Genomic DNA, 24,954 nt, shown 5'->3' with positions numbered 1-24,954 from the left:
GGCGGGCATGCCCCTTTCGTAGGATCGGGGCATGCCTTCGAACGCCTCCGCTACGGCCTCGCGCACGGCCGACAAGAACGCGGCGCCGCCGCTCCCGGAACCCCTCCGGGTGCCCGTCGCCGACTCGCACACCCACCTCGACATGCAGTCCGGCACGGTCGAGGAGGGCCTCGCGAAGGCCGCGTCGGTGGGCGTGGCGACCGTCGTCCAGGTCGGCTGCGACATCAAGGGCTCGCGGTGGGCGGCCGACACCGCCGCCGCGCACGAGAACGTCCACGCGACCGTCGCCCTGCACCCCAACGAGGCCCCGCGCATCGTGCACGGCGATCCCGACAGCTGGTCACGGCAGGGGGCGCGGGCGGCGGGCGGTGACGCCGCGCTGGACGAGGCGCTCGCCGAGATCGACCGGCTGGCCGGGCTGCCCCAGGTGAAGGGCGTCGGTGAGACCGGCCTCGACTACTTCCGTACCGGGCCCGAGGGCAAGGCCGCCCAGGAGCGCTCCTTCCGCGCCCACATCGAGATCGCCAAGCGGCACGGCAAGGCCCTCGTCATCCACGACCGCGACGCCCACGCCGACGTCCTGCGCGTCCTCAAGGAGGAGGGCGCCCCCGAGCGGACGGTGTTCCACTGCTACTCCGGGGACGCCGAGATGGCCGAGGAGTGCGCCCGCGAGGGCTACTTCATGTCCTTCGCCGGCAACGTCACCTTCAAGAACGCCCAGAACCTGCGGGACGCCGTGGCGGTGGCGCCGCTCGAACTGCTGCTGGTGGAGACCGACGCGCCCTTCCTGACCCCGGCGCCGTACCGCGGACGGCCCAACGCCCCGTATCTCATTCCGGTCACGGTGCGCGCGATGGCCGCCGTGCGCGGCATCGACGAGGACGCGCTGGCGACGGCCCTGAGCGCGAACACGGCCCGCGCCTTCGGCTACTGAGCGTGTATCGATCATAACTGGCGCATAACGTTCGCAGGGGCACGCCTCGGGTTCGCCCGCGACCGTGGGTAGTCGTGCCGCTTTGGAGAGTGACGGGTGCTCCGCTAGGTTCTGGTGCCCGATCCGGACCCCTCTGGCCCTCTGGAGCGTGTCGGCGTGAGCCCATCGCAGTACGAGACGTCTGGGGCGTACGACCCCTACCGTGCGCCCGGAGCGCACGGCGTGCACGACGCCCGGACGCTGGGCTACGGCACGGCGTACGGCGGTGACACGTACCGGCCGGCGTACGAGGTCGCGGCGCAGCAGGCGTACGGGAGTGAGTCGGTGCTGCCGCGGCAGGGCGAGCGCGGTGTGGAGAAGGAGCCGCGTGCGGGGGGCGCCCACGCGGTGGCGGGACGGCGTGCCGCGCGCCGGCGGAAGGCGCGGTACTCCAGGCGCCCGGAGTCCGCCGTGCGCCGTCTGCTGCCGCAGGCGCTCGTCGTCGCGTTCCTCGCGGGTGGCACCACCGCGTTCCTCGCCAAGGACAAGGCGATCGAGCTGACCGTGGACGGCAGGCCGCGCATGCTGCACACGTTCGCGGACGACGTGACCGGCCTGCTGGCCGAGGAGGGCGTACCGGTCGGGGCGCACGACGTGGTGGCGCCTGCCCCCGGCACGCCGCTGGCCAGCGGCGACGAGGTCGCGGTGCGCTACGGCCGCCCCGTACGGCTCACGCTGGACGGCGAACGGCGCGAGTTGTGGACGACGGCGCGCACGGTGGACGGGGCGCTCAGGCAGCTGGGGGTGCGTGCCGAAGGCGCCTACCTGTCGGCCTCGCGCTCCCAGAGCATCGGACGCGCCGGGCTCGCGCTCGACGTGCGCACCGAGCGCACGGTCACGATCCTGGCGGACGGCCGGACCCGGACCATCCGCACCAACGCCGCGACCGTCGGCGAGGCCGTCGAGGAGGCCGGGATCACCCTGCACGGCCAGGACACCACCTCGGTGCCCCAGTCCGCCTTCCCGCGCGACGGCCAGACGGTGACCGTGCTGCGCGTCACGGGCAGCAGGGAGGTGCGCGAGGAGATCATCCCGTTCGAGGTGCGGCGGACAGCCGATCCGACGCTGTTCAAGGGCGTCGAGGTGGTCGAGCAGACCGGGCGGCCGGGGCTGCGCCGTGTGACCTACTACCTGCGGACCGTCAACGGAGTCCGGCAGAAGCCGCGCCGCGAGACGTCCGAGGTGGTACGGCAGCCGCGCACCCAGCTCGTCCAGGTCGGGACCAGGCCGCACCCGGACTCCCCGAAGGGCGCCGACGGCCTGAACTGGCACGGTCTGGCCGCCTGCGAGTCCGGCGGCCGCGCGCACGCGGTGGACCCCTCCGGGACGTACGGCGGCCTGTACCAGTTCGACACCCACACCTGGCACAGCCTCGGCGGCAGCGGGCGCCCGCAGGACGCCACGGCCGAGGAACAGACGTTCCGCGCGAAGAAGCTCTACGTGAGCCGCGGCTCCACACCCTGGCCCCACTGCGGGGCGCGGCTGCACAAGTGACCGCGGGGACCGCGGGGAATGTGCGGCTGCCGTCGGGCGACCGGCCGGAGGTGCCGTCGGCGGCCCGTACCCTTGTCCCGTGAGCAGCCCCACCCCCGACGCCCTCCTCGGTCCGGCCGACATCCGTGAACTCGCGGCAGCGCTCGGTGTACGCCCCACCAAGCAGCGCGGCCAGAACTTCGTGATCGACGCCAACACGGTCCGCCGTATCGTCCGCACCGCCGAGGTCCGCCCTGACGACGTCGTCGTGGAGGTCGGCCCGGGGCTCGGGTCCCTCACGCTCGCGCTCCTGGAGGTCGCCGACCGGGTCACCGCCGTCGAGATCGACGACGTCCTGGCCGGCGCCCTGCCCGCGACGATCACGGCGCGCATGCCGGCGCGCGCGGACCGGTTCGCGCTGGTCCACTCCGACGCGATGCACGTCACCGAGCTGCCCGGCCCCCCGCCGACCGCGCTCGTCGCGAACCTGCCCTACAACGTCGCCGTCCCCGTCCTCCTCCACATGCTCGACACCTTCCCGAGCATCGAGCGGACGCTGGTGATGGTGCAGTCCGAGGTCGCCGACCGGCTCGCCGCCAAGCCCGGCAACAAGGTGTACGGCGTGCCGTCCGTGAAGGCCAACTGGTACGCCGAGGTGAAGCGTGCCGGCGCCATCGGGCGCAACGTCTTCTGGCCCGCGCCGAACGTCGACAGCGGGCTCGTCTCCCTCGTGCGGCGCGCGGAACCGCTGAAGACGACGGCCTCGAAGCGCGAGGTCTTCGCGGTCGTCGACGCGGCGTTCGCGCAGCGCCGCAAGACCCTGCGGGCGGCGCTCGCCGGCTGGGCCGGGTCCGCGGCGGCCGCGGAGGCGGCGCTGGTCGCGGCCGGGGTCTCCCCGCAGGCCCGCGGAGAGGCGCTGACGGTGGAGGAGTTCGCGAGGATCGCCGAAGCCGCGTCCGTGCGGGGGACACAGCATCAGACGGCCGCTGCGCGGCGGGCCGCACCCCCGACGGAGGAGCCCGCCAAGTGAGCGTCACGGTACGCGTCCCCGCCAAGGTCAACGTCCAGCTCGCCGTGGGTGCCGCGCGCCCCGACGGCTTCCACGACCTGGCCAACGTCTTCCTCGCCGTCGGCCTGTACGACGAGGTCACCGTCACCCCCGCCGACGAGCTGCGCATCACCTGCGAGGGCCCGGACGCCGGCCAGGTCCCCCTCGACCGCACGAACCTCGCGGCACGGGCCGCGCTCGCGCTCGCCGGGCGCCGGGGCATCGAACCGGCCGTGCACATCCACATCGCCAAGGACATCCCGGTCGCCGGCGGCATGGCCGGGGGGAGCGCGGACGGGGCGGGCGCGCTGCTCGCCTGCAACGAACTCTGGCGCGCCGGCGCCTCCCGCGCCGAACTCCTCGCCATCTGCGCCGACCTGGGCAGCGACGTGCCCTTCAGCCTGGTCGGCGGCGCCGCCCTCGGCACCGGGCGCGGCGAGCGGCTCTCGGTCCTCGACGTCGGCGCCACCTTCCACTGGGTCTTCGCGATGGCGGGGCGCGGGCTGTCCACCCCGGCCGTCTTCCGCGAGTTCGACCGGCTCGCCGAGGGACACGACATCCCGGAGCCGGTCGCCTCCCGCGGCCTCCTCGACGCCCTCGCCAAGGGCGACGCCGACGCGCTCGCCGCCGCCGTCTCCAACGACCTCCAGCCCGCCGCGCTCTCCCTCTTCCCGGAACTCGCGGACACCCTCGCCGCGGGCCGCGCGGCCGGCGCCCTCGCCGCGCTGGTCTCCGGCTCCGGGCCCACCACGGCGTTCCTGGTCCGCGACACCGCGTCGGCGCGGAAGGTCTCCGAGGCCCTCGTCGCCTCCGGCACCTGCCGCACGGTCCGCACGGCGACGGCACCCGCGCCGGGCGCACGCGTCATCGCCTCGGCGCACGACATCAGCGCTCACACCGGGGCGTGACACCAGCGCTCACGCCGGTGCGCGTCGGGGCGACGGGCGCCTGAGGCCGTACCGGGCACGAAGCGGGCGGGCCGGCGGAGAGCGGCTCCCGGCCGGACGGCCTCCCGGGGCGCATTACGCTGGGAGGCTGACCGTCCCCGTGCGCAGGAGTGAAATGGCCGTCAACCTGGTCAATGTCGAGAACGTCAGCAAGGTCTACGGCACCCGTGCCCTGCTGGACGGCGTCTCGCTCGGCGTGTCGGAGGGCGACCGCATCGGTGTGGTGGGCCGCAACGGCGACGGCAAGACCACCCTCATCCGGATGCTCGCCAGGCTGGAGGAGGCCGACACCGGCCGCGTCACGCACTCCGGCGGACTGCGCCTCGGCGTCCTCACCCAGCACGACTCCCTCGACCCGGCCGCCACCGTCCGGCACGAGGTCATCGGTGACATGGCCGACCACGAATGGGCCGGCAACGCCAAGGTCAGGGACGTCCTGACCGGTCTCTTCGGCGGCCTCGACCTGCCGGGCTTCCCCAAGGGCCTGGACACCGTCATCGGACCGCTCTCCGGTGGCGAGCGGCGGCGTATCGCGCTCGCCAAGCTGCTCATCGAGGAGCAGGACCTGCTCGTCCTGGACGAGCCCACCAACCACCTCGACGTCGAGGGCATCTCCTGGCTGGCCAGGCACCTGCGCGAGCGCCGCTCGGCGCTGGTCTGCGTCACCCACGACCGCTGGTTCCTCGACCAGGTCTGCACCCGCATGTGGGACGTGCAGCGCGGCGCCGTCTACGAGTACGAGGGCGGCTACTCGGACTACGTCTTCGCCCGCGCGGAGCGCGAGCGGATCGCGGCCACCGAGGAGACCAAGCGGCAGAACCTGGTCCGCAAGGAGCTCGCCTGGCTGCGCCGCGGGGCCCCCGCCCGTACCTCCAAGCCGCGCTTTCGCGTGGAGGCCGCCAACGAGCTGATCAGGGACGTGCCGCCGCCGCGCGACAGCTCCGAGCTGATGAAGTTCGCCTCCTCCCGGCTCGGCAAGACCGTCTTCGACCTGGAGGACGTGACCGTCCAGGCCGGGCCCAAGGTGCTGCTCAAGCACGTCACCTGGCAGCTCGGCCCCGGCGACCGCATCGGCCTGGTCGGTGTCAACGGCGCCGGCAAGACCTCGCTGCTGCGCGCCATGGCCGAGGCGGCGCGGACGGAGGGCGAGGTGCAGCCGGCGGGCGGCCGGGTCGCGGTCGGCAAGACCGTCAAGCTGGCCTACCTCTCCCAGGAGGTCGCCGAACTGAACCCCGCCACCCGGGTCCTGGAAGCCGTCCAGCAGGTCCGCGAGCGCGTCGACCTCGGCAAGGGCCGGGAGATGACCGCCGGGCAGCTGTGCGAGACGTTCGGCTTCAGCAAGGAGAAGCAGTGGACGCCGGTCGGCGACCTGTCCGGCGGTGAGCGCCGCCGCCTCCAGCTGCTGCGCCTGCTCATGGACGAGCCGAACGTGCTCTTCCTCGACGAGCCCACCAACGACCTCGACATCGAGACCCTCACCCAGCTGGAGGACGTCCTCGACGGCTGGCCCGGCTCGATGATCGTCATCTCCCACGACCGGTTCTTCGTGGAGCGGACCACCGACCGCGTCTTCGCCCTCCTCGGCGACGCCACCCTGCGGATGCTGCCGCGCGGCATCGACGAGTACCTGGAGCGCCGGCAGCGCATGGAGGAGGCCGTCGCCGCCACCGCCGCGGCCTCCAAGGCGCCCTCGGCCGACCGCAGCGCCGCCGACCAGCGTGCCGCCAAGAAGGAACTCCAGAAGGTCGAGCGCCAGTTGGACCGGATCTCCGAGAAGGAGACCAAGCTCCACGACCAGATCGCCGCGAACGCCACGGACTTCGCGAAGGTCGCCGAACTCGACGCGCAACTGCGCGACCTGGCCGGCGAGCGGGATGAACTGGAGATGCGCTGGCTGGAGTTGGCGGAGGACGCGTAGCGCCCACCGGCGTGAATGAGCCCACCGCCGTCCCGCTGCAACCCCCTTGCGCGGGCCGGGTGAAGGGGGCGTGAAGGCGCGTAACGGCGGCATCACGGGCCGGTTCTCCCTTGGGAACAGCGGCAGATGTGGGCCCGTGGGCTGTCGGTGCCGGGTGGTAGAAAGGTCGGTCTGAGAACTGCCTGAGTGCGGCCAAGGGCCCGTCACCAGCCTCAGGCGTGGCTCAAAATCAGTGAACGAGGGGGAGAACGCTGATGACACAGCCGCCCGGCCGGCCGCCGCAGGGCGCTTTCGGAGCACCGCAGGACCAGCCGCCGCCCGGCGGCGGTTTCGGCGCCCCGCAACAGCCGCCCGCCCAGGGAGGTTTCGGCGCCCCGCAACAGCCGCCCGCCCAGGGAGGTTTCGGCGCCCCGCAACAGCCGCCCGCCCAGGGAGGTTTCGGCGCCCCGCAACAGCCGCCCGCCCAGGGAGGTTTCGGCGCCCCGCAACAGCCCGGTCACGGCCACCCGCAGCAGCCCGCCCCCGGCCCCTACGCCCAGCCGGCCGGCCCGTACGGCGCACCGGCTCCGGCGGGGCCGTACGGACCGCAGCCCGGGTACGGCTTCCCTCCGCAGCAGCCGCAGTACCCCGGTGGCCCCGGCGGACCGGGGGCGACCCCGCCGCCGGGCGGCGGAGGCGGCGGGCCGGTCAGGGGCAAGCCCGCGCTGATCGTCGCGGCGGCGGTGGCGGGGCTGCTGGTCGTCGGCGGCACGGTGTACGCCGTGACCGGCGGCGGGGACGACGGCAAGAAGCCGGTCGCCCAGCAGTCCGGCGATCCGAAGGCCTCGGACACTCCGGCCGATCCCGGTGACGGCAGCGGCGACGGCGGTCAGGACCCGCAGAACCTCAACGCGGGCCGCAAGCCCGGCGAGGCCAAGGTGCTCTGGTACAGGTCGGCACCCGACGCGCCCGCCTCCGGCGCCGACGCACCCGGCATGTGGATCACCGCGAAGACGGCGGTGAAGGCGGCGTACAAGCAGGTCTTCGCCTACCGGGTGGGCAACGGCGACCAGGCCTGGGCCCCGATCGCGTTCCCGCAGAAGATCTGCGCGGCCACCTCGCAGAAGTCGGCGGACGACAAGATCGTCGTGGCCTACATGAACGGCACCAGCGACCGCGCCAAGTGCAACCAGCTGCAGGAGATCGACCTGGACACCGGCAAGAAGGGCTGGACCGCGACCGTCGCCGACGGCGGGCTGTTCGACAGCGCGCTCAGCATCGAGCTGACGATCAGTGGAAAGACGCTGATGGTGGGCCGCTCCGAGTCGGGCACGGCGTACGACCTCGGCAGCGGCGCCAAGTTGTACGACAAGAAGAAGTACGGCGCGGCCTGCTTCCCGACGGCGTTCGCGGGCGGCACCGACCGGCTGGTCGAGGTGGCGTCCTGCGGCGCCGGCGGCAGCACCGCGCACGACGAGATCTCGCAGCTCGACCCGGCCACCGGCAGGGTCGAGTGGACGCGGCCGGTGAAGAAGGGCTGGTCGGTCGAGCGGACCTATTCCGTCGACCCGCTCGTGGTCTACATGACCAACGAGGAGAAGCAGGCCTGGAACATCTCGGTCCTGGACGGCAAGGGCACGTTCCGTTCCGAGGTGAAGGTGGACGAGAAGTTCGCGCCCCAGTGCGGTTTCGCGGGCCTCGACCGTGACCTGCAGGGCTGCCAGGGCGTGGCCGCCGACGCCGGCACCCTCTACCTGCCGACCGACGTGAGCAGCGGCGGCAACGAGATCGTCGCGATCAGCCTCACCGACGGCACGGCGAAGTGGCGTGCGAAGTCCCCGACGGACGAGCCGATGTACCCGATCGAGGTCGAGGGCGGCAGACTCGTCGCGTACGTACGGCCTTCGTACGACGCCGGCGGCCAGGTCGTGTCGATCCCGACCACGGGCTCCGCCCACCCCACCACCAGGCTGCAGCAGAACCCGCAGCACACCGCCGACATCGAGGACGGCTTCTACGACGGCGCGGTCGCCTGGGCCGACGGCCGCCTCTACCTCTCCGCCACGCGGCTGACCGGCAGCGACGACGCGAAGGAGAAGCTGATGATGGCCTTCGGCAACTGAGCGGGGCCCGTCCCGTGCCGTCCAGCGCTCCACGCCGTCCCCAGCCGTCTCCCACGCCGTCCTTCGAGGTACCCCCGCCATGACCCAGCCGCCCCCGCCCCCGCCCAACCAGCCCCCCAACCCGTACGCCCAGCAGCCCGGGTACGGCTATCCGCAGCAGCCGCCCCAGCCCGGGTACGGCTATCCGCAGCAGCCCCCGGCCCAGAACCCGTACGCCCAGCAGCCCGGTTACGGCTACGGCTACCCGGGCGGCCAGCCAGGCCGGCCGGGCGGCCCCGCTCCGGCCCCCGGGGGCCGGAACAACGCCGCGCTGCTCATCGTCGTCGCCGCGGTGGCCGCCATCGCGCTGATCGTCGGCGGCGGGATCTGGTACGCCAGGTCCTCGGGTGGCGACGGCAGGAAGGACGACACCGCGAACTCCGGCGGCAGCACCGGCGGCAAGGACGCGAACGGCGGCAAGAGCGGCAAGGGCACCGAGAAGGTGCCCGCGGACACCACCTCCAAGGTCCTCTTCCAGGTCCCGCTGCCCACGGCGAAGGACACCACCGTCACCGCGGGTTCCTGGCTCACCGGCAAGGTGTACGCGAAGAGCGGCGTCGCGGAGATCACCGGCTACGACCCCGGCACGGGCGCCAAGCTGTGGACGGTCCCGCTGTCCGGCCCGGTCTGCCGAGCCACCGGGCACGTCAGCGCCGACGGGCTGACCGCGGTCGTCTTCCAGCCGAAGATGCCCGCCAAGGGCTCCACGGCCGGCTGCACCCAGGTCGCCGCGATCGACCTGAACGCCGGCAGGAAACTGTGGACCAGGACGATCAAGTCCGGCGATGTCCCGGTCAACTTCGACAATGTGACGGTCGCTCAGCAGACGGTCGCGGTCGGCGGCAGCAGCGGTGGCGCCGCCTTCGACCTCGCCTCCGGCACGGTCCGCTGGCAGCCGAAGCCGGGTGACAGCTGCTACGACGCAGGCTACGGCGGCGGCGCCAAGCTGGTCGCGGTCCGCAGGTGCGGCAGCGGCGACAGCGGCCAGCTGCGCATCCAGACCCTCGACCCGGTCTCCGGCAAGGTGCTCTCCGAGTACAGGATGACCTCGGGCATCGACTACGCGAGCGTCGTGTCGACCGACCCGCTGGTGGTGGCCGCCGACGTCAACGACAGCGCCGGCGACGGCAGCGGCTTCTCGGACGTCTTCTCCATCGACAACAGGACCGGCGCCCTGCGCACCCGTATCTCCACACCGGGCAGCTCCTACGCGGCCCGCTGCGACGGCATCTACGAACTGGAGAAGTGCACGGGCGTGGTGGTCGGCAACGACCGGCTCTACCTGGCGACCGAGGAGCACGACGGCGACGGGGACTACACGAAGACCAACGAGATCGTCGCCTTCGACCTGGCCACCGGCAAGCAGACCGGCCAGCGCGCCGACGCCGGGAACAACTACACGATCACGCCGCTGCGCATGGACGGCCCCGATGTGATCGCGTACAAGAACGCCCCGTACGACAAGGGCGCTCAGGTCGTCAGTATCGACGGCGGTTCCTTCAAGGAGACCAAGCTGCTGGAGAACCCGGCGACCACGGCGGTCAAGGCGGTGGAGACCAGCATGTCACCGGAGTACGCGGAGGTCCGCTACGCCCAGGGGCGCCTCTACCTGTCCGCCGTGTACGCCCATGCTCCCAGTTCGTCCTCGTCGGGCAGGGAGTACCTGGTCACCGCCTTCGGTGCGGGTGGCTGATACGCGCTCTTCACCCTCGAATACGAGAAAACCCCGAGATTCCTCCGATCCGGGGCACTTCTCATCAGTAGGGGCAGCGCGACGTCGAACAAGCGTGTAGCTTCCGGGGGCATGAAGGACGGGGTGCCGGGGGGCCCTCTGTCCATGTGGACCAGTGGGGATCCATAGTGGGGCATCCATTGGGGGGACTGGGGGGTTGCTCTATGGGAGTGCGGCTCATGGTGGTCGACGACCACCGGTTGCTCGCGGAGGCGCTGGCCTCGGCGCTGAAACTGCGCGGCCACCGGGTGCTGGCCGCGGCGGCACCGGCGGCGGGCGCGGCCGAGCTGGTGATCACACGGGCGCCCGAGGTGTGCCTGCTGGGTACGGCGACCCCGGCCGAGCCGGGCATCTTCGACCCGGTGGTGCGCATCAAGAAGGAGCGGCCGCAGGTCGCGGTGCTGGTCCTGGGCCCGGTGCCGTCCCCGCGGGGCATCGCGGCGGCCTTCGCCGCGGGCGCCTCCGGGTACGTCCGGCACGACGAGCGGATTGAGGGCGTCGAGCGGGCGATCATCAAGGCCCGGGCCGGGGAGGCCGCCGTGGCGCCCGCCCTGCTCCAGGGCGCCTTCGGTGAACTCCTCAACCCGGCCGCCCAGCCCGACGACGAGGGCCAGCGCCTCCTCCAGATGCTCACCCCGAGGGAGGTGGAGGTCCTGGTCCGCGTCGCCGACGGCGAGGACACCCGCCTCATCGCCGCCGGCATGGGCATCGCCCCGAGCACGGCCCGCACCCATGTGCAGAGGGTCCTGATGAAGCTGGGGGTGGGGTCGAGGCTGGAGGCAGCGGCCCTGGCGGCACGAACAGGCCTGCTGGACAGGGCGGGCCCTCTCAACGGCGGCACCCAGGCGCCCCTTTAGGGGCGCGGGGCTGTGTCAATGTGAGGCTCCGCCGCGCGGGCGCGACCAGCCCCCACGCACCCGCACCCGAAGGACGACCTACTCCGCCTCACCCTCTCCTTCCACCGGAGGCACCGGCGGCGGAGTCGGCCGCAGCCACAGCCACACCAGGAAGAACACCCCCAGCAACAGCATCCCGATCCCGGTCCACAGGTTGATGTTGATCCCCTGTGCCTTGTCGATCTGGGCCTGCGAGTCCGTGATCCCGGTGATCGTGACGATGACCCCGTACAGGACGAACAGCCCGCCGATGATCCGCCGCAGGTCGAAGATCCGCGCGGCGGTCGTGGACCGGCCCTCCAGCTCGGTGACCTCCCGCTGGACGTCCTGCTCGGAGTAGTGGAACCCGGAGTGCCCGGAGTCGTCGGTCATGGTGTCTCCATTCTCCAGCGACGGCGATCAGAACGAGAAGGGGATGTAGCAGAGGGCCGCGAGGACCACCGCACCCCACCCCAGCAGCGCCGGCCGCCGGTACCAGGCCTCGTCGCCGGGCGCGGGCGCCTCGGTCATGCCGGGGGACGTCGTGCCGTAGACGAGGCCCGCCAGCTCCGCCTCGGGCTTCGGCGCGGTGAACAGGGACACGATCACCATCACCACCGCGCCGGCGACGAACCCGGCGATCGCGGAGACGAAGTTGGCGCCCTGGTCGGAGGGGATGTCGATGATGTGCCGCTTGTAGAGGACGAAGTAGTTGACCATCGCGGTCACCGTGCCCGCGAGCAGCCCCCAGAAGCCGGATTTCGCCGATGCGCGCTTCCAGAACATGCCGACGATGAAGACGACGAACATCGGCACGTTGAAGAAGGAGAACAGCGTCTGGAGGTAGCTCATGATGTTCGAGAAGGACGACGCCAGGAACGCGGTTCCGATGGACGCGCAGACGCCGATCGCGGTGATGAGGCGGCCGAAGCGGACGTAGTAGCCGTCCTCGCGGCCCCGGACCACGTACTTCGCCCAGATGTCCGTCGTGAACACGGTGTTGAAGGACGACACGTTGGCGGCCATGCCGGCCATGAACGCGGCCAGCAGCCCGGTGACCGCGATGCCGAGGACACCGTTGGGCAGCAGCTGCGACATCAGGTAGGGGATCGCGTCGTTGTACTGGAGGCCTGACTTCGCGGTCCCGATGTTCGGCACCAGCGCGGCGGCGACCAGACCCGGGATCATCACCAGGAAGACGATGAAGATCTTCGGGTAGGCGGCGATCAGCGGGGTGCGCTGGGCGGCGGAGAGGTTCTTCGCGGACAGGGCGCGCTGCACCTCGGCGAAGTTCGTCGTCCAGTAGCCGAAGGAGAGCACGAAGCCGAGGCCGAGGACGATGGTCAGCCAGTTCGCGCCGAGCGGGTTGACCGAGCCGATGCCGGTGCCGCCCCAGGCGGTGGTGAAGTTGTGGCCGTGGGTGGCGGTGAGCTTGTCGACGAGGCCGTCCCAGCCGCCGACCTTCTTCAGGCCGAGCACGGACAGCGGGATGAGCGCGGCCAGGATCACGAAGAACTGCAGCACCTCGTTGTAGATGGCCGAGGAGAGACCGCCGAGGGTGATGTACGCCAGCACGAACGCGCCGGCGACCACGATCGCCACCCACTGCGGCCAGCCCAGCAGCGCCTCCACGACGATCGCCAGGGCGTACAGGTTCACACCGGCGATCAGAATGGCCGCGAAGGCGAACAGGATCGAACTGAGCAGGTGTGCGGCTCTGTCGAAGCGGAGGAGCAGCATCTCGGGGACCGAGCGGACCTTGCTGCCGTAGTAGAAGGGCATCATCACCAGGCCGAGGAAGACCATGGCCGGAACGGCGCCGATCCAGTACCAGTGCACGGTGTACGCGCCGTACTGCGCGCTGTTGGCGGCCATGCCGAGGATCTCGGTCGCGGCCAGGTTCGCCGAGATGAAGGCGAGACCGGTGATCCAGGCGGGCAGCGACCGTCCGGAGAGGAAGAAGTCGAGGCTGGTCTTCACCGAGCGACGGGCCGCGAAGCCGATGCCCAGCACGACGACGAAGTAGATCGCCAGGATCGTGTAGTCCAGGCCGTTGGTCGGGAGCCGCAGCCCCGCCGCGAGGTCCGTGGTGAGATCCGTCGCGAGGTATGTGGGGGATACGGGGGCATCTGTGGGGTTCTGCACCCAGTAATTCAACACTTTCGTTGTCTCACCTTGATTGATTGCGATGTTGACTGGCGTGGTGAGTTGTGTTTTGGTGTGTTCGGTTCTGTTTGATGGTTGGCTGGCTCGATCAATGGGAGTCCGCAGTGAAGAAGACCTCGACCCGGCTGGCCGACGGTCGCGAACTCATCTACTACGACCTGCGCGACGACACCGTGCGGGACGCGGTGGACCGCCGTCCGCTGGAGCGGACGCACACCACCTCCGAGGTCCGCCGTGATCCGCTGCTCGGCGACCAGGTCGCGATCGCCTCGCACCGGCAGGGCCGCACCTACCACCCGCCGGCCGACCAGTGCCCGCTGTGCCCGACCGAGGGCGACCGGCTGAGCGAGATCCCGGACTCGTCGTACGACGTCGTGGTCTTCGAGAACCGTTTCCCCTCGCTGGCCGGCGACTCCGGGCGCTGCGAGGTGGTCTGCTTCACCTCGGACCACGACGCGTCCTTCGCGAGCCTCACCGAGGAGCAGGCGCGGCTGGTCCTCGACGCGTGGACCGACCGGACCTCGGAACTGTCGCATCTCCCCTCCGTCGAGCAGGTGTTCTGCTTCGAGAACCGCGGCGAGGAGATCGGCGTGACGCTCGGTCACCCGCACGGCCAGATCTACGCCTACCCCTTCACCACCCCGCGCACCGCCCTGATGCTGCGTTCACTGGCGGCGCACAAGGAGGCCACCGGCGGGGAGAACCTCTTCGACGCCGTCCTGGCGCGTGAACTCGCCGACGAGCGGGTCGTCCTTGAGAGTGAACACTGGGTCGCCTTCGTGCCGTACGCGGCACACTGGCCCTACGAGGTCCACCTGTACCCGAAGCGCCGCGTCCCCGACCTGCTCGGGCTCGACGAGGCGACGCGCTCAGAGTTCCCCCAGGTTTATCTGGAACTCTTGAGGCGCTTCGACCGTATCTTCGGCGAGGGTGAGCCTTCCACGCCCTACATCGCCGCCTGGCACCAGGCGCCGTTCGGGACGCTGGAGGAGTTCGAGGGTGTCACGCGCGACGACTTCGCGCTGCACCTGGAGCTTTTCACCATCCGCCGAACGTCCGGCAAGCTGAAGTTCCTCGCGGGTTCCGAGTCGGGCATGAGCGTGTTCATCAACGACGTGCCGCCGGAGCGCGCGGCCGAGCGACTGCGAGAGGTAGCGAGTTGATGAAGTACCTGGTGACGGGCGGGGCGGGTTACGTCGGCAGCGTGGTCGCCCAGCACCTGCTGGAGGCGGGCCACGAGGTCACCGTCCTCGACAACCTGTCCACGGGCTTCCGGGAGGGCGTCCCGGCGGGCGCCGCCTTCGTCGAGGGCGACATCCGCGACGCCGCCAAGTGGCTGGACCCCTCCTACGACGCGGTGCTGCACTTCGCCGCGTTCTCCCAGGTCGGCGAGTCGGTCGTGAAGCCCGAGAAGTACTGGGACAACAACGTCGGCGGCACCATGGCGCTGCTCGCCGCCATGCGCGAGGCCGGCGTCCGCAAGCTCGTCTTCTCCTCCACGGCGGCCACCTACGGCGAGCCCGTCCACACCCCGATCACCGAGACCGACCCGACCGCCCCCACCTCTCCCTACGGCGCCACCAAGCTGGCCGTCGACCACATGATCACCGGCGAGGCGGCGGCCCACGGCCTGGGCGCGGTCTCCCTGCGCTACTTCAACGTGGCCGGGGCGTACGGCGCGCAGGGCGAGCGCCACGACCCCGAGTCGCACCTGATCCCGCTGGTCCTCCAGGTCGCCCAGGGCAGGCGCGAGGCCATCTCCGTCTTCGGTGACGACTACCCGACGCCCGACGGCACCTGCATCCGCGACTACATCCACGTCGCCGACCTGGCCGACGCCCACCTGCTGGCCCTCACGGCCGCACGGCCCGGCGAGCACCTGATCTGCAACCTCGGCAACGGCGAGGGCTTCTCGGTCCGCGAGGTCATCGAGACCGTCCGGCAGGTCACCGGCCACCCGATCCCCGAGGTCGTGGCCCCGCGCCGGGGCGGCGACCCGGCGGTCCTGGTCGCCTCGGCGGCCACCGCCCGCGAGAAGCTGGGCTGGAACCCGACCCGCGCGGACCTCGCGGGGATCGTCGCGGACGCCTGGGAGTTCGCGCAGAACATCGCAAGGGAGCAGTAGTGGGGGCAGCAACAGAGGTCGGAGCCGCCTTCGAGGAGCTGTACGGCACGGCTCCCGACGGCGTCTGGGCGGCGCCGGGCCGGGTCAACCTGATCGGCGAGCACACCGACTACAACGACGGCTTCGTGATGCCGTTCGCCCTGCCGCACGTGGCGACGGCCGCCGTCGCCCGCCGCACCGACGGTGTGCTGCGGCTGCACTCCTCCGACGTCGAGGGCGGGATCGTCGAACTCGCCCTCGACGCCCTGGAACCCGGCACCGACCAGGAGTGGACGGCGTACCCGGCGGGCGTGGTCTGGGCGCTGCGGGAGGCCGGACACCCGGTCACCGGCGCCGACGTGCACCTCGCCTCCACCGTCCCGACCGGCGCCGGCCTGTCCTCCTCCGCGGCCCTGGAGGTGGTGATCGCCCTCGCCCTCAACGACCTCTTCGAACTGGGCCTGCAGCGCTGGCAGCTGGCCCGCCTGTGCCAGCGCGCGGAGAACGTCTACGTCGGGGCACCGACCGGCATCATGGACCAGACGGCGTCGGCGTGCTGCGAGCAGGGCCACGCCCTGTTCCTGGACACCCGCGACCTCTCGCAGAAGCAGATCCCCTTCGACCTCGCGGCCGAGGGCATGCGCCTGCTGGTCGTCGACACCCAGGTCAAGCACGCTCACAGCAACGGCGAGTACGGCAAGCGCCGGGCCGGCTGCGAGAAGGGCGCGGCCCTGCTGGGCGTGGACGCGCTGCGGGACATCGCCTACGACGACCTCGACGCGTCGCTCGACCGCCTCGGCGACGAGGCGGAGGTACGGCGTCTGGTCCGCCACGTCGTCACCGAGGACCACCGCGTCGAGCGCGTCGTCGCCCTCCTCGAAGCGGGCGACACCCGGGCCATCGGCCCGGTCCTCACCGAGGGCCACGCCTCGCTGCGCGACGACTTCCAGGTCTCCTGCCCCGAGCTGGACCTGGTCGTGGAGGCGGCGAACGCGGCCGGCGCGCTGGGCGCCCGGATGACCGGCGGCGGCTTCGGCGGCTCGGCGATCGTCCTCACCGAGGCGGCCGACGTCGACACGATCACCAAGGCGGTCGAAGAGGCCTTCGCGGCGGCCGGATTCAAGGTCCCGCGGGTGTTCGAGGCGGTGCCGTCGGCGGGCGCCCGGCGGGAGAGCTGAGGCTCAGCCCAGCTTCTTCACCAGCGTGTACTCCGTGATCCCCGGCGGATAGTCGGGGATCACGCACACCACGTCGTACCCCTGCTTCCGGTAGAACTCCGGGGCCTGGAAGTCCCAGGTCTCCAGGCGGGCCGCGGTGCAGGCGCGGTCCGCGCGGGCGATCCGCTCGGCCTCCGCGAGCAGGCCGCCGCCGAGGCCCGTGCCGCGGTGGCGGGCGTCCACCCAGAGGTAGGTGACGTGCAGCCAGGACGCCCAGCTGTGCCCGACCAGCCCGCCGGCCATGTCGCCCGAACTCTCGTCCATCGCCCACAGGTGCAGCGGCACGTCGCGTTCGGCCGGCGTGCCGCGCAGAGCCGCGAGGACCGGAGAGGCCGCCGTGTTGGTGGCCAGCAGCCGCGCGCGGAGCAGATCGCGTCGTTCCTTGTCGACTTCCGCCTCAATACGAAACATGCGGCACACCATAAACGCGCCGGCCGGGCAGTTCTGCAAATTGCCTTCCGCTCCCGGCGACCGGCCGTACTCTGATGAGCAGTACCGGTGGGGGCCGGTGCTGATCAGGGGGCGAGACAAGTCGGATACGACGCCCGCGGTGGGGGTAGCAGTTCAGGCACGGCGGCGGCCGTGCGGTTCCGTCCTCCTGCGGGTGTCGTGTCCGCGTGGGTCGTCGTTCTCCGGACCTTGGGGTATCCCCTGCTCGTGAAGAGCATTGGGGAAGGGGGTTTCGTGGTTCGTATCCGAGTCCTGGTCGTCGACGACCATCGCATCTTCGCCGAGTCGCTGGCCGCCGCGCTGGCGGCCGAGCCCGACGTCGACGTTTCCGCGGCCGGCAGCGGTCCGGCCGCGCTGCGCTGCCTGGAGCGCGCGGTCGCCGAGGGCCGCCGCTACGACGTGCTGCTCGTCGATGCCGACCTGGGCGGTCAACTGCCCGGCGGCCGGGCGGCCGTGCCGGTGCAGGAGGCCAACGAGGAGGGGCTGGTCGACGGCATATCGCTGGTCGCGGGCGTCCGCTCGGCCCAGCCCGCGGTCCGGGTCGTCGTCCTCGCCGAGAAGGACGATCCGCGGCGCGCGGCCCTGGCCCTGCAGGCCGGTGCCTGTGGCTGGGTGGCCAAGGACTGCTCGCTGTCCCGGCTGCTGAACGTCATCCGGGGCGTGCTGCGCGACGAGACGCATCTGCCGCCCGCCCTGCTCACGGGCGTGCTGCGGGAGCTGACGGCGGCCCGCAAGCACCGTACCGAGAGCGAACGCCTGGTGGAGTCCCTCACCCCGAGGGAGCGGGAAGTGCTCCGGTGCATGGTGGCGGGCCTGGGGCGCAAGGCCGTCGCCGAGCGCCTCTTCCTGTCCCCGCACACCGTCCGCACCCACATGCAGAACGTCCTGGGCAAACTCGGCGTCCACTCCACCCTGGCCGCGGTCGCGCTGGCGCGCCGGGCCGGGGTGGGGCCGGTGGACCTGGGGCCCGCCGGGCGGATCATGCCGGAGGAGAGCAGCAGCGCCTGATCAGCGCCAAGCGCTCCGCTGGAAGTGCCGCGCCATGCCGTATGCCGACTGCGGCGCCGTCGTGGCTGGTCGCGCAGTTCCCGCGCCCCTTCGGGGCGCTGCCTAGCCGGGGATGTTGTCGAACGGGGCGGTCAACTGGCGTAGCAGTCCGGCGAGTTCGGATCGTTGGATGGGGGAGAGTTCGCCGAGGATCGCTCTTTCCTGGGCGAGGAGACCTGCCAGGGCCTGGTCCGCCCGGTCCTGGCCCTCGGTGGTCAGCCGTACCAGCACGCCCCGCCGGTCGCTGGGGTCCGGCAGCCGTTCCACCAGGCCCTTCTTGGCCAGCCGGTCGATGCGGTTGGTCATCGTCCCCGAAGTGACCAGGGTCTGCGTCAGCAACTGCCCGGGGGAGAGCTGATACGGCGTGCCCGCGCGCCGGAGCGCGGTGAGCACGTCGAACTCCCAGGGCTCCAGGCTGTGCTCGGCGAAGGCCAGCCGACGTGCCCGGTCCAGGTGCCGTGCCAGCCGGCTCACCCGGCTGAGCACCTCAAGCGGTTCCACGTCGAGGTCCGGGCGCTCCCGGCGCCACGCAGCCACCAGCCGATCGACCTCGTCCTCCATGGCGATCAGTGTAGTGGTTGTGTCGACATGAAGTCTCTTGATATCGAGTTTCTTGACATCGAGATATTTGCCCGGGGAAGGTGGAGGACATGACGACTCCTGCCTGGGACCCCGCCCAGTACCTCCGTCACTCCGGCCACCGCGCCCGCCCCTTCGCCGACCTCCTCGCCCGGGTCCCCACCCTCCCCGGCGAACCCCCGGCCGTCGCCGACCTCGGCTGCGGCCCCGGCAACGTGACCGCCGTCCTCGCCGAGCGCTGGCCCACCGCGCACATCACCGGCTACGACAACTCGCCCGCGATGCTCGACAAGGCCCAGGTCGAGCACGCCGGACCCACCCCCGGCGGTGGCCGCCTCGACTTCGCCCACGCCGACCTGCGCACCTGGGCGCCCGAACGGCCGTACGACCTGATCGTGTCCAACGCGGCGCTCCAGTGGGTCCCCGGCCACCTCGACCGCTTCGCCGGCTGGCTCGACGCGCTCGCTCCCGGCGGCAGCTTCGCCTTCCAGGTGCCGAACAACATCGACGCGCCCCTGCACGCCCTGATGCGCGAGCTCGCGGCCACGCCCCGCTGGAAGGTCCGGCTCGCCGACGTCCTGCGCCACGAGGACTCCGTCCACCCCCCGGCCGTCTACCTCGACCGGCTCGCCCGCCTCGGCTGCGCCACCGACGTCTGGGAGACCACCTACCTGCACGTCCTGGAGGGCGAGGACCCCGTCCTGGACTGGGTCAAGGGCACCGGTCTGCGCCCCGCGCTCACCGTCCTCGGCGACGACCCCGAGGCCCGGGACGCCTTCGTCGCCGAGTACCGCGACCTGCTGCGGGAGGCCTACCCGAGCGCCCCCTACGGCACGGTCCTGCCCTTCCGCCGCCTGTTCGCGGTCGCCCGCAAGGAGGACGCCTGATGCTGACCGCCCTCGACCACGTCCAGCTGGCCGTACCGCCGGGCTCGGAGGACCTGCTGCGTGCCTACTACGTCGATCTCCTCGGCATGACCGAGATCCCCAAGCCGCCCGTGCTCGCGGCGCGCGGCGGCTGCTGGTTCCGGGCCGGGACCGTGCACCTGCACCTGGGGGTCGAGGCGGCGTTCCGTCCCGCCCTGCGGGCTCACCCGGGACTCCGGGTCACGGACATAGAGGCGTACGCCGAACGGCTCACGGCCGGCGGCGCCCTCGTCACCTGGGACGACGACCTCCCCGGACACCGCCGCTTCTACTCCCAGGACCCGGTCGGCAACCGCCTGGAGTTCCTGGAACCGGTGCGCTGAGCCACCGTTTGCCCCGGCCCGCCTCTGGTTACCCGGGGCAATGACCCCACGCACGTATCCGCGTCAGGAGGGATTGGCTGTGTCAGGACATCAGAAGGCCAAGGGCAAGAAGGAACAGATGAAGGGCAAGGCCAAGGAGGTCGGCGGGCGCGCGACGCGCGATCTGCCGTTGGAGGCCGAGGGCCGCCTGGAGCAGTCGAAGGGCGACGCGCGCCAGGCCAAGGAGAAGACGAAGGACATCTTCAAGCACTGAGCACCCGGGCTCAGGCCTTGCGGTGCCCTATCAGCCGCGGCTTCTGCTCCAGGCCGTCCAGGCCGTGCCAGGCCAGGTTCACCAGGTGGGCGGCGACCTCCGCCTTCTTCGGGCGGCGCACGTCGAGCCACCACTGGCCGGTCAGGGCGACCATGCCCACCAGCGCCTGCGCGTACAGCGGGGCCAGCTTGGGGTCGAAGCCGCGGCTCTTGAACTCGCGGCCCAGGATGTCCTCCACCTGGGTCGCGATGTCCGAGATGAGCGAGGCGAAGGAACCCGTCGACTGCGGGATGGGGGAGTCCCGGACCAGGATCCGGAAGCCGTCCGTGTACTCCTCGATGTAGTCGAGCAGCGCGAACGCGGCCTGCTCGCACAGCTCCCGCGGATGACCGGCCGTGAGGGAGCCGGTCACCATGTCCAGCAGGCGCCGCATCTCCCGGTCGACCACCACCGCGTACAGCCCCTCCTTGCCGCCGAAGTGCTCGTACACCACCGGCTTGGAGACCCCGGCCTTCGCCGCGATCTCCTCCACCGAGGTGCCCTCGAAACCCTTCGAGGCGAAGAGGGTGCGACCGATCTCCAACAGCTGCTGGCGGCGCTCCGCACCGGTCATACGGGTACGACGCGCCCGCCGCTGCTTGTCCGGACTGGGAGTGCTGGAGTCGGTCGCCACGGCGTCAATCATGCCGCCTTCGCGGCCTCGGCCCCCTGCCGGGAGCCGCCTTCCCCGGTGTTACGGCGCGAATCGATACGTGAGCGTGACGGCCAGCGCACGTCGTACGCCCAGCCCAGCTGCTCGCACCAGCGGATGATCCGTGCCGAGGAGTCCAGCTGCCCGCGCTCCACCCCGTGCCGCGCCGAGGTCGGGTCGGCGTGGTGCAGGTTGTGCCAGGACTCGCCGCAGGACAGCACAGCCAGCCACCACACGTTGCCCGAGCGGTCCCGGGACTTGAACGGCCGCTTGCCCACCGCGTGGCAGATCGAGTTGATCGACCACGTCACATGGTGGAGCAGCGCCACCCGGACGAGTGAACCCCAGAAGAACGCGGTGAACGCACCCCACCAGGACATCGTCACCAGGCCGCCGATCAGCGGCGGCAGCGCCAGCGACAGCACCGTCCAGTAGATGAACTGCCGGGAGATCGCCCGGATCGCCGGGTCCTTGATCAGATCCGGCGCGTACTTCTCCTGCGAGGTCTGCTCCTCGTCGAACATCCAGGCGATGTGCGCCCACCACAGGCCCTTGATCAGCGCCGGCACGGTCTCCCCGTACCGCCACGGCGAGTGCGGGTCGCCCTCCGCGTCGGAGAACTTGTGGTGCTTGCGGTGGTCGGCCACCCAGCGCACCAGCGGGCCCTCCACCGCCATCGAGCCCGCGATCGCCAGCGCGACCCTCAGCGGCCGCTTCGCCTTGAACGAGCCGTGCGTGAAGTAACGGTGGAAACCGATGGTCACGCCGTGACAGCCCAGGTAGTAGAAGAACACCAGCAGGCCCAGGTCGAGCCAGCTCACGCCCCAGCCCCACGCCAGCGGCACCGCCGCCAGCAGCGCGAGGAACGGTACGACGATGAACAGCAGCAGGGTGAGCTGCTCGATCGAACCCTTCTGCTCGCCGCCCAGTGTGGCGGACGGACCAGGAGAGCCGGCCGGCTTATGGGCGTCTTCGATCACATCGGAACTAGACGAGGTCATGCGCGTCCCCTGTGGGGTCGAGGGTTGGAGAGGTGCCGATTCCGCGGCGACCGAATGGGACGATAGAGGTACTTCCCTACGGTTCCGTAACCTACGGCGACGTAAGTATGGCAGTGAGGCGTCTCGCGGCAAGAGCCCCAGAACCTGCGCGTCCTCATGGACACCTATCCTTGGATCGGTCGGACAGCGCGGTCCGCTCTGTTTCCTTCCCGGATGCCCGGCCCGTATGCGGACAGGCCCCGCCTGCCGCCCGGCCGCCTGACGGGTTCCCTCCAGACGAGCTTCAACACTGCAAGGAGCCGCACCTGTGAGCAGTGCCGACGACCAGACCACCACGACCAATAGTGAGCTGCGAGCCGACATCCGGCGACTGGGTGACCTCCTCGGCGAGACCCTCGTCCGGCAGGAGGGCCCCGAGCTGCTGGAGCTCGTCGAGAAGGTCCGCCGCCTCACCCGCGAGGACGGCGAGGCCGCCGCCGAACTGCTGCGCGGTATCGAACTGGAGACCGCCGCCAAGCTGGTCCGCGCCTTCTCCACCTACTTCCACCTCGCCAACGTCACCGAGCAGGTGCACCGTGGCCGTGAGCTGCGCGCCCGCCGCGGCGCCGAGGGCGGTCTCCTCGCCCGCACCGCCGACCGGCTCAAGGACGCCGACCCCGAGCACCTGCGCCAGACCGTGCAGAACCTCAACGTCCGCCCGGTCTTCACGGCACACCCCACCGAGGCCGCGCGCCGTTCGGTCCTCAACAAGCTCCGGCGCATCGCCGCGCTCCTGGACACGCCGGTCATCGAGTCCGACCGCCGCCGCACCGACATCCGCCTCGCCGAGAACATCGACCTCGTCTGGCAGACCGACGAGCTGCGCGTCGTACGCCCGGAGCCCGCCGACGAGGCCCGCAACGCCATCTACTACCTCGACGAGCTGCACGCCGACGCCGTCGGCGACGTCCTGGAGGACCTGACGGCGGAGCTGGAGCGGGTCGGCGTCAAGCTCCCCGACGACACCCGTCCGCTGACCTTCGGCACCTGGATCGGCGGCGACCGCGACGGCAACCCCAACGTCACCCCCCAGGTCACCTGGGACGTCCTGATCCTCCAGCACGAGCACGGCATCAACGACGCCCTGGAGATGATCGACGAGCTCCGCGGCTTCCTCTCCAACTCCATCCGCTACACGGGCGCCACCGAGGAACTCCTCGAGTCCCTGCGGGCCGACCTGGAGCTCCTCCCCGAGATCAGCCCCCGCTACAAGCGCCTCAACGCCGAGGAGCCCTACCGCCTCAAGGCCACCTGCATCCGGCAGAAGCTGACCAACACCAAGCAGCGCCTGGCCACCGGCACCCCGCACGAGCCCGGCCGCGACTACCTCGGCACCGCCGAGCTCCTCGGCGACCTGCGGCTGATCCAGACCTCCCTGCGCGAACACCGCGGCGGCCTGTTCGCCGACGGCCGCCTGGCCCGGACGATCCGCACCCTCGCCGCCTTCGGCCTCCAGCTCGCCACCATGGACGTCCGCGAGCACGCCGACGCCCACCACCACGCCCTCGGCCAGCTCTTCGACCGCCTCGGCGAGGAGTCCTGGCGCTACGCCGACATGCCCCGCGAGTACCGCGCCAAGCTCCTCGCCAAGGAGCTCAGGTCGAGAAGGCCGCTCGCCCCCACCCCGGCACCCGTCGACGCGGCCGGCGCCAAGACCCTCGGCGTCTTCGAGACCGTGAAGAAGGCCCTGGAGGTCTTCGGCCCCGAGGTCGTCGAGTCTTACATCATCTCCATGTGCCAGGGCGCCGACGACGTCTTCGCCGCTGCCGTCCTCGCCCGCGAGGCGGGCCTGGTCGACCTGCACGCCGGCTGGGCGAAGGTCGGCATCGTGCCGCTCCTGGAGACCACCGACGAGCTCAAGGCCGCCGACACCATCCTGGAGGACATGCTCTCCGACCCGTCGTACCGCCGTCTGGTGGCACTGCGCGGAGACGTCCAGGAGGTCATGCTCGGCTACTCCGACTCCTCCAAGTTCGGCGGCATCACCACCTCCCAGTGGGAGATCCACCGCGCCCAGCGCCGGCTGCGCGACGTCGCCCACCGCTACGGCGTACGCCTGCGCCTCTTCCACGGCCGCGGCGGCACCGTCGGCCGCGGCGGCGGCCCCTCCCACGACGCCATCCTCGCCCAGCCCTGGGGCACCCTGGAGGGCGAGATCAAGGTGACCGAGCAGGGCGAGGTCATCTCCGACAAGTACCTGATCCCCTCCCTGGCCAGGGAGAACCTGGAACTGACGGTCGCCGCGACCCTGCAGGCCTCCGCCCTGCACACGGCACCCCGCCAGTCCGTGGAGGCCCTGGCCCGCTGGGACGCCGCCATGGACGTCGTCTCCGACGCCGCCCACGCGGCCTACCGCCGCCTGGTGGAGGACCCGGACCTGCCGACGTACTTCCTCGCGTCGACGCCGGTGGACCAGCTCGCCGACCTGCACCTGGGCTCCCGGCCCTCCCGCCGCCCCGGCTCCGGCGTCTCGCTCGACGGCCTGCGCGCCATCCCCTGGGTGTTCGGCTGGACCCAGTCCCGGCAGATCGTCCCCGGCTGGTTCGGCGTCGGCTCCGGGCTGAAGGCGCTGCGCGAGGCCGGCCTGGACACCGTCCTGGACGAGATGCACGAACAGTGGCACTTCTTCCGCAACTTCGTCTCCAACGTCGAGATGACCCTCGCCAAGACCGACCTGCGGATCGCCCAGCACTACGTGGACTCGCTCGTCCCCGACGAGCTCAAGCACGTGTTCGACACGATCCGCGAAGAGCACGAGCTGACGGTCGCCGAGGTCCTGAAGATCACCGGTGAGGCCGAACTCCTGGACGCCACCCCGGTGCTCAAGCAGACCGTCGCCATCCGCGACGCCTACCTGGACCCGATCTCCTACCTCCAGGTCACTCTGCTCAAGCGCCAGCGCGACGCGGCGGCAGCGGGCCGGCAGCCCGACCCGCTGCTCGCCCGCGCCCTGCTGCTCACGGTCAACGGCGTGGCGGCGGGCCTGCGCAACACCGGCTGACCACGGCCGGACACGGCGGTGCCCCCGGGGTCGTACACCCCGGGGGCACC

At 71.4% G+C, this 24,954-nt stretch carries 22 protein-coding genes; 16 read left to right on the top strand and 6 right to left on the bottom strand.

Features of this window, described 5'->3' with window-relative positions; all coding sequences use genetic code 11:
- Window positions 1-31: 31 nt before the first annotated feature.
- The 8 genes from OHB00_RS21975 (at window position 32) to OHB00_RS21940 (ending at window position 11,089) form a co-directional block, all read left to right on the top strand.
- Window positions 32-934: a TatD family hydrolase gene (locus OHB00_RS21975; RefSeq protein ID WP_406436744.1), complete on the top strand. Its 903-nt coding sequence runs from the start codon at window positions 32-34 to the stop codon at window positions 932-934.
- A gap of 156 nt (window positions 935-1,090) precedes the next feature.
- Entirely contained in the window at window positions 1,091-2,467 is a 1,377-nt protein-coding gene (locus OHB00_RS21970) for a ubiquitin-like domain-containing protein (protein WP_406436742.1), read from the top strand.
- A 79-nt stretch (window positions 2,468-2,546) separates the two neighbouring features.
- On the top strand, window positions 2,547-3,476 hold the full coding sequence (gene rsmA / locus OHB00_RS21965) for a 16S rRNA (adenine(1518)-N(6)/adenine(1519)-N(6))-dimethyltransferase RsmA (RefSeq protein WP_406436740.1): 930 nt from the start codon (window positions 2,547-2,549) through the stop codon (window positions 3,474-3,476).
- Window positions 3,473-4,402: a 4-(cytidine 5'-diphospho)-2-C-methyl-D-erythritol kinase gene (locus tag OHB00_RS21960; RefSeq protein WP_406436738.1), complete on the top strand. Its 930-nt coding sequence runs from the start codon at window positions 3,473-3,475 to the stop codon at window positions 4,400-4,402. Before rsmA ends, OHB00_RS21960 begins: the two co-directional genes overlap by 4 nt.
- A 154-nt stretch (window positions 4,403-4,556) precedes the next feature.
- Window positions 4,557-6,359 (top strand): ABC-F family ATP-binding cassette domain-containing protein, encoded by a 1,803-nt coding sequence (locus OHB00_RS21955; RefSeq protein ID WP_406436736.1) that lies wholly within the window; start codon window positions 4,557-4,559, stop codon window positions 6,357-6,359.
- Between the two features lie 254 nt (window positions 6,360-6,613).
- Window positions 6,614-8,461 (top strand): hypothetical protein, encoded by a 1,848-nt coding sequence (locus tag OHB00_RS21950; protein WP_406436735.1) that lies wholly within the window; start codon window positions 6,614-6,616, stop codon window positions 8,459-8,461.
- Between the two features lie 79 nt (window positions 8,462-8,540).
- Window positions 8,541-10,193: a PQQ-binding-like beta-propeller repeat protein gene (locus OHB00_RS21945; RefSeq protein ID WP_406436733.1), complete on the top strand. Its 1,653-nt coding sequence runs from the start codon at window positions 8,541-8,543 to the stop codon at window positions 10,191-10,193.
- 203 nt (window positions 10,194-10,396) lie between these two features.
- Window positions 10,397-11,089, top strand: coding sequence for a LuxR C-terminal-related transcriptional regulator (locus OHB00_RS21940; RefSeq protein WP_406436731.1), 693 nt, complete (start codon window positions 10,397-10,399; stop codon window positions 11,087-11,089).
- Between the two features lie 78 nt (window positions 11,090-11,167).
- Here the strand turns inward: OHB00_RS21940 and OHB00_RS21935 are convergent, their stop codons facing one another.
- Window positions 11,168-11,500 (bottom strand): hypothetical protein, encoded by a 333-nt coding sequence (locus OHB00_RS21935; protein ID WP_406436729.1) that lies wholly within the window; start codon window positions 11,498-11,500, stop codon window positions 11,168-11,170.
- Window positions 11,501-11,527: 27 nt separating this feature from the next.
- Window positions 11,528-13,252, bottom strand: a complete 1,725-nt coding sequence (locus OHB00_RS21930; RefSeq protein ID WP_406436727.1) for a sodium:solute symporter family protein — start codon at window positions 13,250-13,252, stop codon at window positions 11,528-11,530.
- 125 nt (window positions 13,253-13,377) lie between these two features.
- Here OHB00_RS21930 and galT point away from each other — a divergent pair, with 125 nt between their 5' ends.
- Genes galT through galK form a run of 3 tightly spaced genes read left to right on the top strand, consistent with a single transcriptional unit; the run spans window position 13,378 to window position 16,555 of the window.
- Window positions 13,378-14,436 carry a galactose-1-phosphate uridylyltransferase gene (gene galT, locus OHB00_RS21925; RefSeq protein WP_406436725.1) on the top strand — a complete coding sequence of 353 codons (1,059 nt, stop codon included), beginning with the start codon at window positions 13,378-13,380 and terminating at the stop codon, window positions 14,434-14,436.
- On the top strand, window positions 14,436-15,398 hold the full coding sequence (gene galE, locus OHB00_RS21920) for a UDP-glucose 4-epimerase GalE (protein ID WP_406436723.1): 963 nt from the start codon (window positions 14,436-14,438) through the stop codon (window positions 15,396-15,398). The genes galT and galE overlap by 1 nt, the downstream gene beginning before the upstream one ends.
- Complete coding sequence (gene galK / locus OHB00_RS21915) at window positions 15,398-16,555, top strand: galactokinase (protein ID WP_406436721.1); 1,158 nt, start codon at window positions 15,398-15,400, stop codon at window positions 16,553-16,555. Before galE ends, galK begins: the two co-directional genes overlap by 1 nt.
- Window positions 16,556-16,558: 3 nt before the next feature.
- Here galK and OHB00_RS21910 read toward each other — a convergent pair whose 3' ends face one another.
- Window positions 16,559-17,017: a GNAT family N-acetyltransferase gene (locus OHB00_RS21910; protein WP_406436719.1), complete on the bottom strand. Its 459-nt coding sequence runs from the start codon at window positions 17,015-17,017 to the stop codon at window positions 16,559-16,561.
- Between the two features lie 261 nt (window positions 17,018-17,278).
- Here OHB00_RS21910 and OHB00_RS21905 point away from each other — a divergent pair, with 261 nt between their 5' ends.
- Complete coding sequence (locus OHB00_RS21905; RefSeq protein WP_384040918.1) at window positions 17,279-18,052, top strand: LuxR C-terminal-related transcriptional regulator; 774 nt, start codon at window positions 17,279-17,281, stop codon at window positions 18,050-18,052.
- A 102-nt stretch (window positions 18,053-18,154) separates the two neighbouring features.
- On the opposite strand, the gene tamR is transcribed toward OHB00_RS21905, so the two are convergent.
- The gene (gene tamR, locus OHB00_RS21900; RefSeq protein WP_406436717.1) at window positions 18,155-18,652 is read right to left on the bottom strand and encodes a MarR family transcriptional regulator TamR; all 498 of its coding nucleotides are present in this window, start codon (window positions 18,650-18,652) and stop codon (window positions 18,155-18,157) included.
- Between the two features lie 89 nt (window positions 18,653-18,741).
- On the opposite strand from tamR, the gene OHB00_RS21895 reads away from it, so the two are divergent.
- The 3 genes from OHB00_RS21895 to OHB00_RS21885 all read left to right on the top strand — a co-directional run bounded on the left by OHB00_RS21895 (window position 18,742) and on the right by OHB00_RS21885 (window position 20,172).
- Window positions 18,742-19,557, top strand: a complete 816-nt coding sequence (locus OHB00_RS21895) for a trans-aconitate 2-methyltransferase (protein ID WP_406436715.1) — start codon at window positions 18,742-18,744, stop codon at window positions 19,555-19,557.
- Entirely contained in the window at window positions 19,557-19,919 is a 363-nt protein-coding gene (locus OHB00_RS21890) for a VOC family protein (protein ID WP_406436713.1), read from the top strand. Before OHB00_RS21895 ends, OHB00_RS21890 begins: the two co-directional genes overlap by 1 nt.
- A 79-nt stretch (window positions 19,920-19,998) precedes the next feature.
- Complete coding sequence (locus OHB00_RS21885; RefSeq protein ID WP_406436711.1) at window positions 19,999-20,172, top strand: CsbD family protein; 174 nt, start codon at window positions 19,999-20,001, stop codon at window positions 20,170-20,172.
- A 10-nt stretch (window positions 20,173-20,182) separates the two neighbouring features.
- Here OHB00_RS21885 and OHB00_RS21880 read toward each other — a convergent pair whose 3' ends face one another.
- Window positions 20,183-20,857, bottom strand: coding sequence for a TetR family transcriptional regulator (locus OHB00_RS21880; RefSeq protein ID WP_406436709.1), 675 nt, complete (start codon window positions 20,855-20,857; stop codon window positions 20,183-20,185).
- On the bottom strand, window positions 20,854-21,864 hold the full coding sequence (locus OHB00_RS21875) for an acyl-CoA desaturase (protein WP_406436707.1): 1,011 nt from the start codon (window positions 21,862-21,864) through the stop codon (window positions 20,854-20,856). The genes OHB00_RS21880 and OHB00_RS21875 overlap by 4 nt, the downstream gene beginning before the upstream one ends.
- Before the next feature lie 307 nt (window positions 21,865-22,171).
- On the opposite strand from OHB00_RS21875, the gene ppc reads away from it, so the two are divergent.
- Window positions 22,172-24,904: a phosphoenolpyruvate carboxylase gene (ppc, locus tag OHB00_RS21870; RefSeq protein WP_406436706.1), complete on the top strand. Its 2,733-nt coding sequence runs from the start codon at window positions 22,172-22,174 to the stop codon at window positions 24,902-24,904.
- Window positions 24,905-24,954 lie beyond the last annotated feature (50 nt).

Source organism: Streptomyces sp. NBC_00631 (assembly GCF_045206895.1).
GTDB lineage: Bacteria > Actinomycetota > Actinomycetes > Streptomycetales > Streptomycetaceae > Streptomyces.
This window is presented reverse-complemented; position numbering and strand designations above follow the sequence as displayed.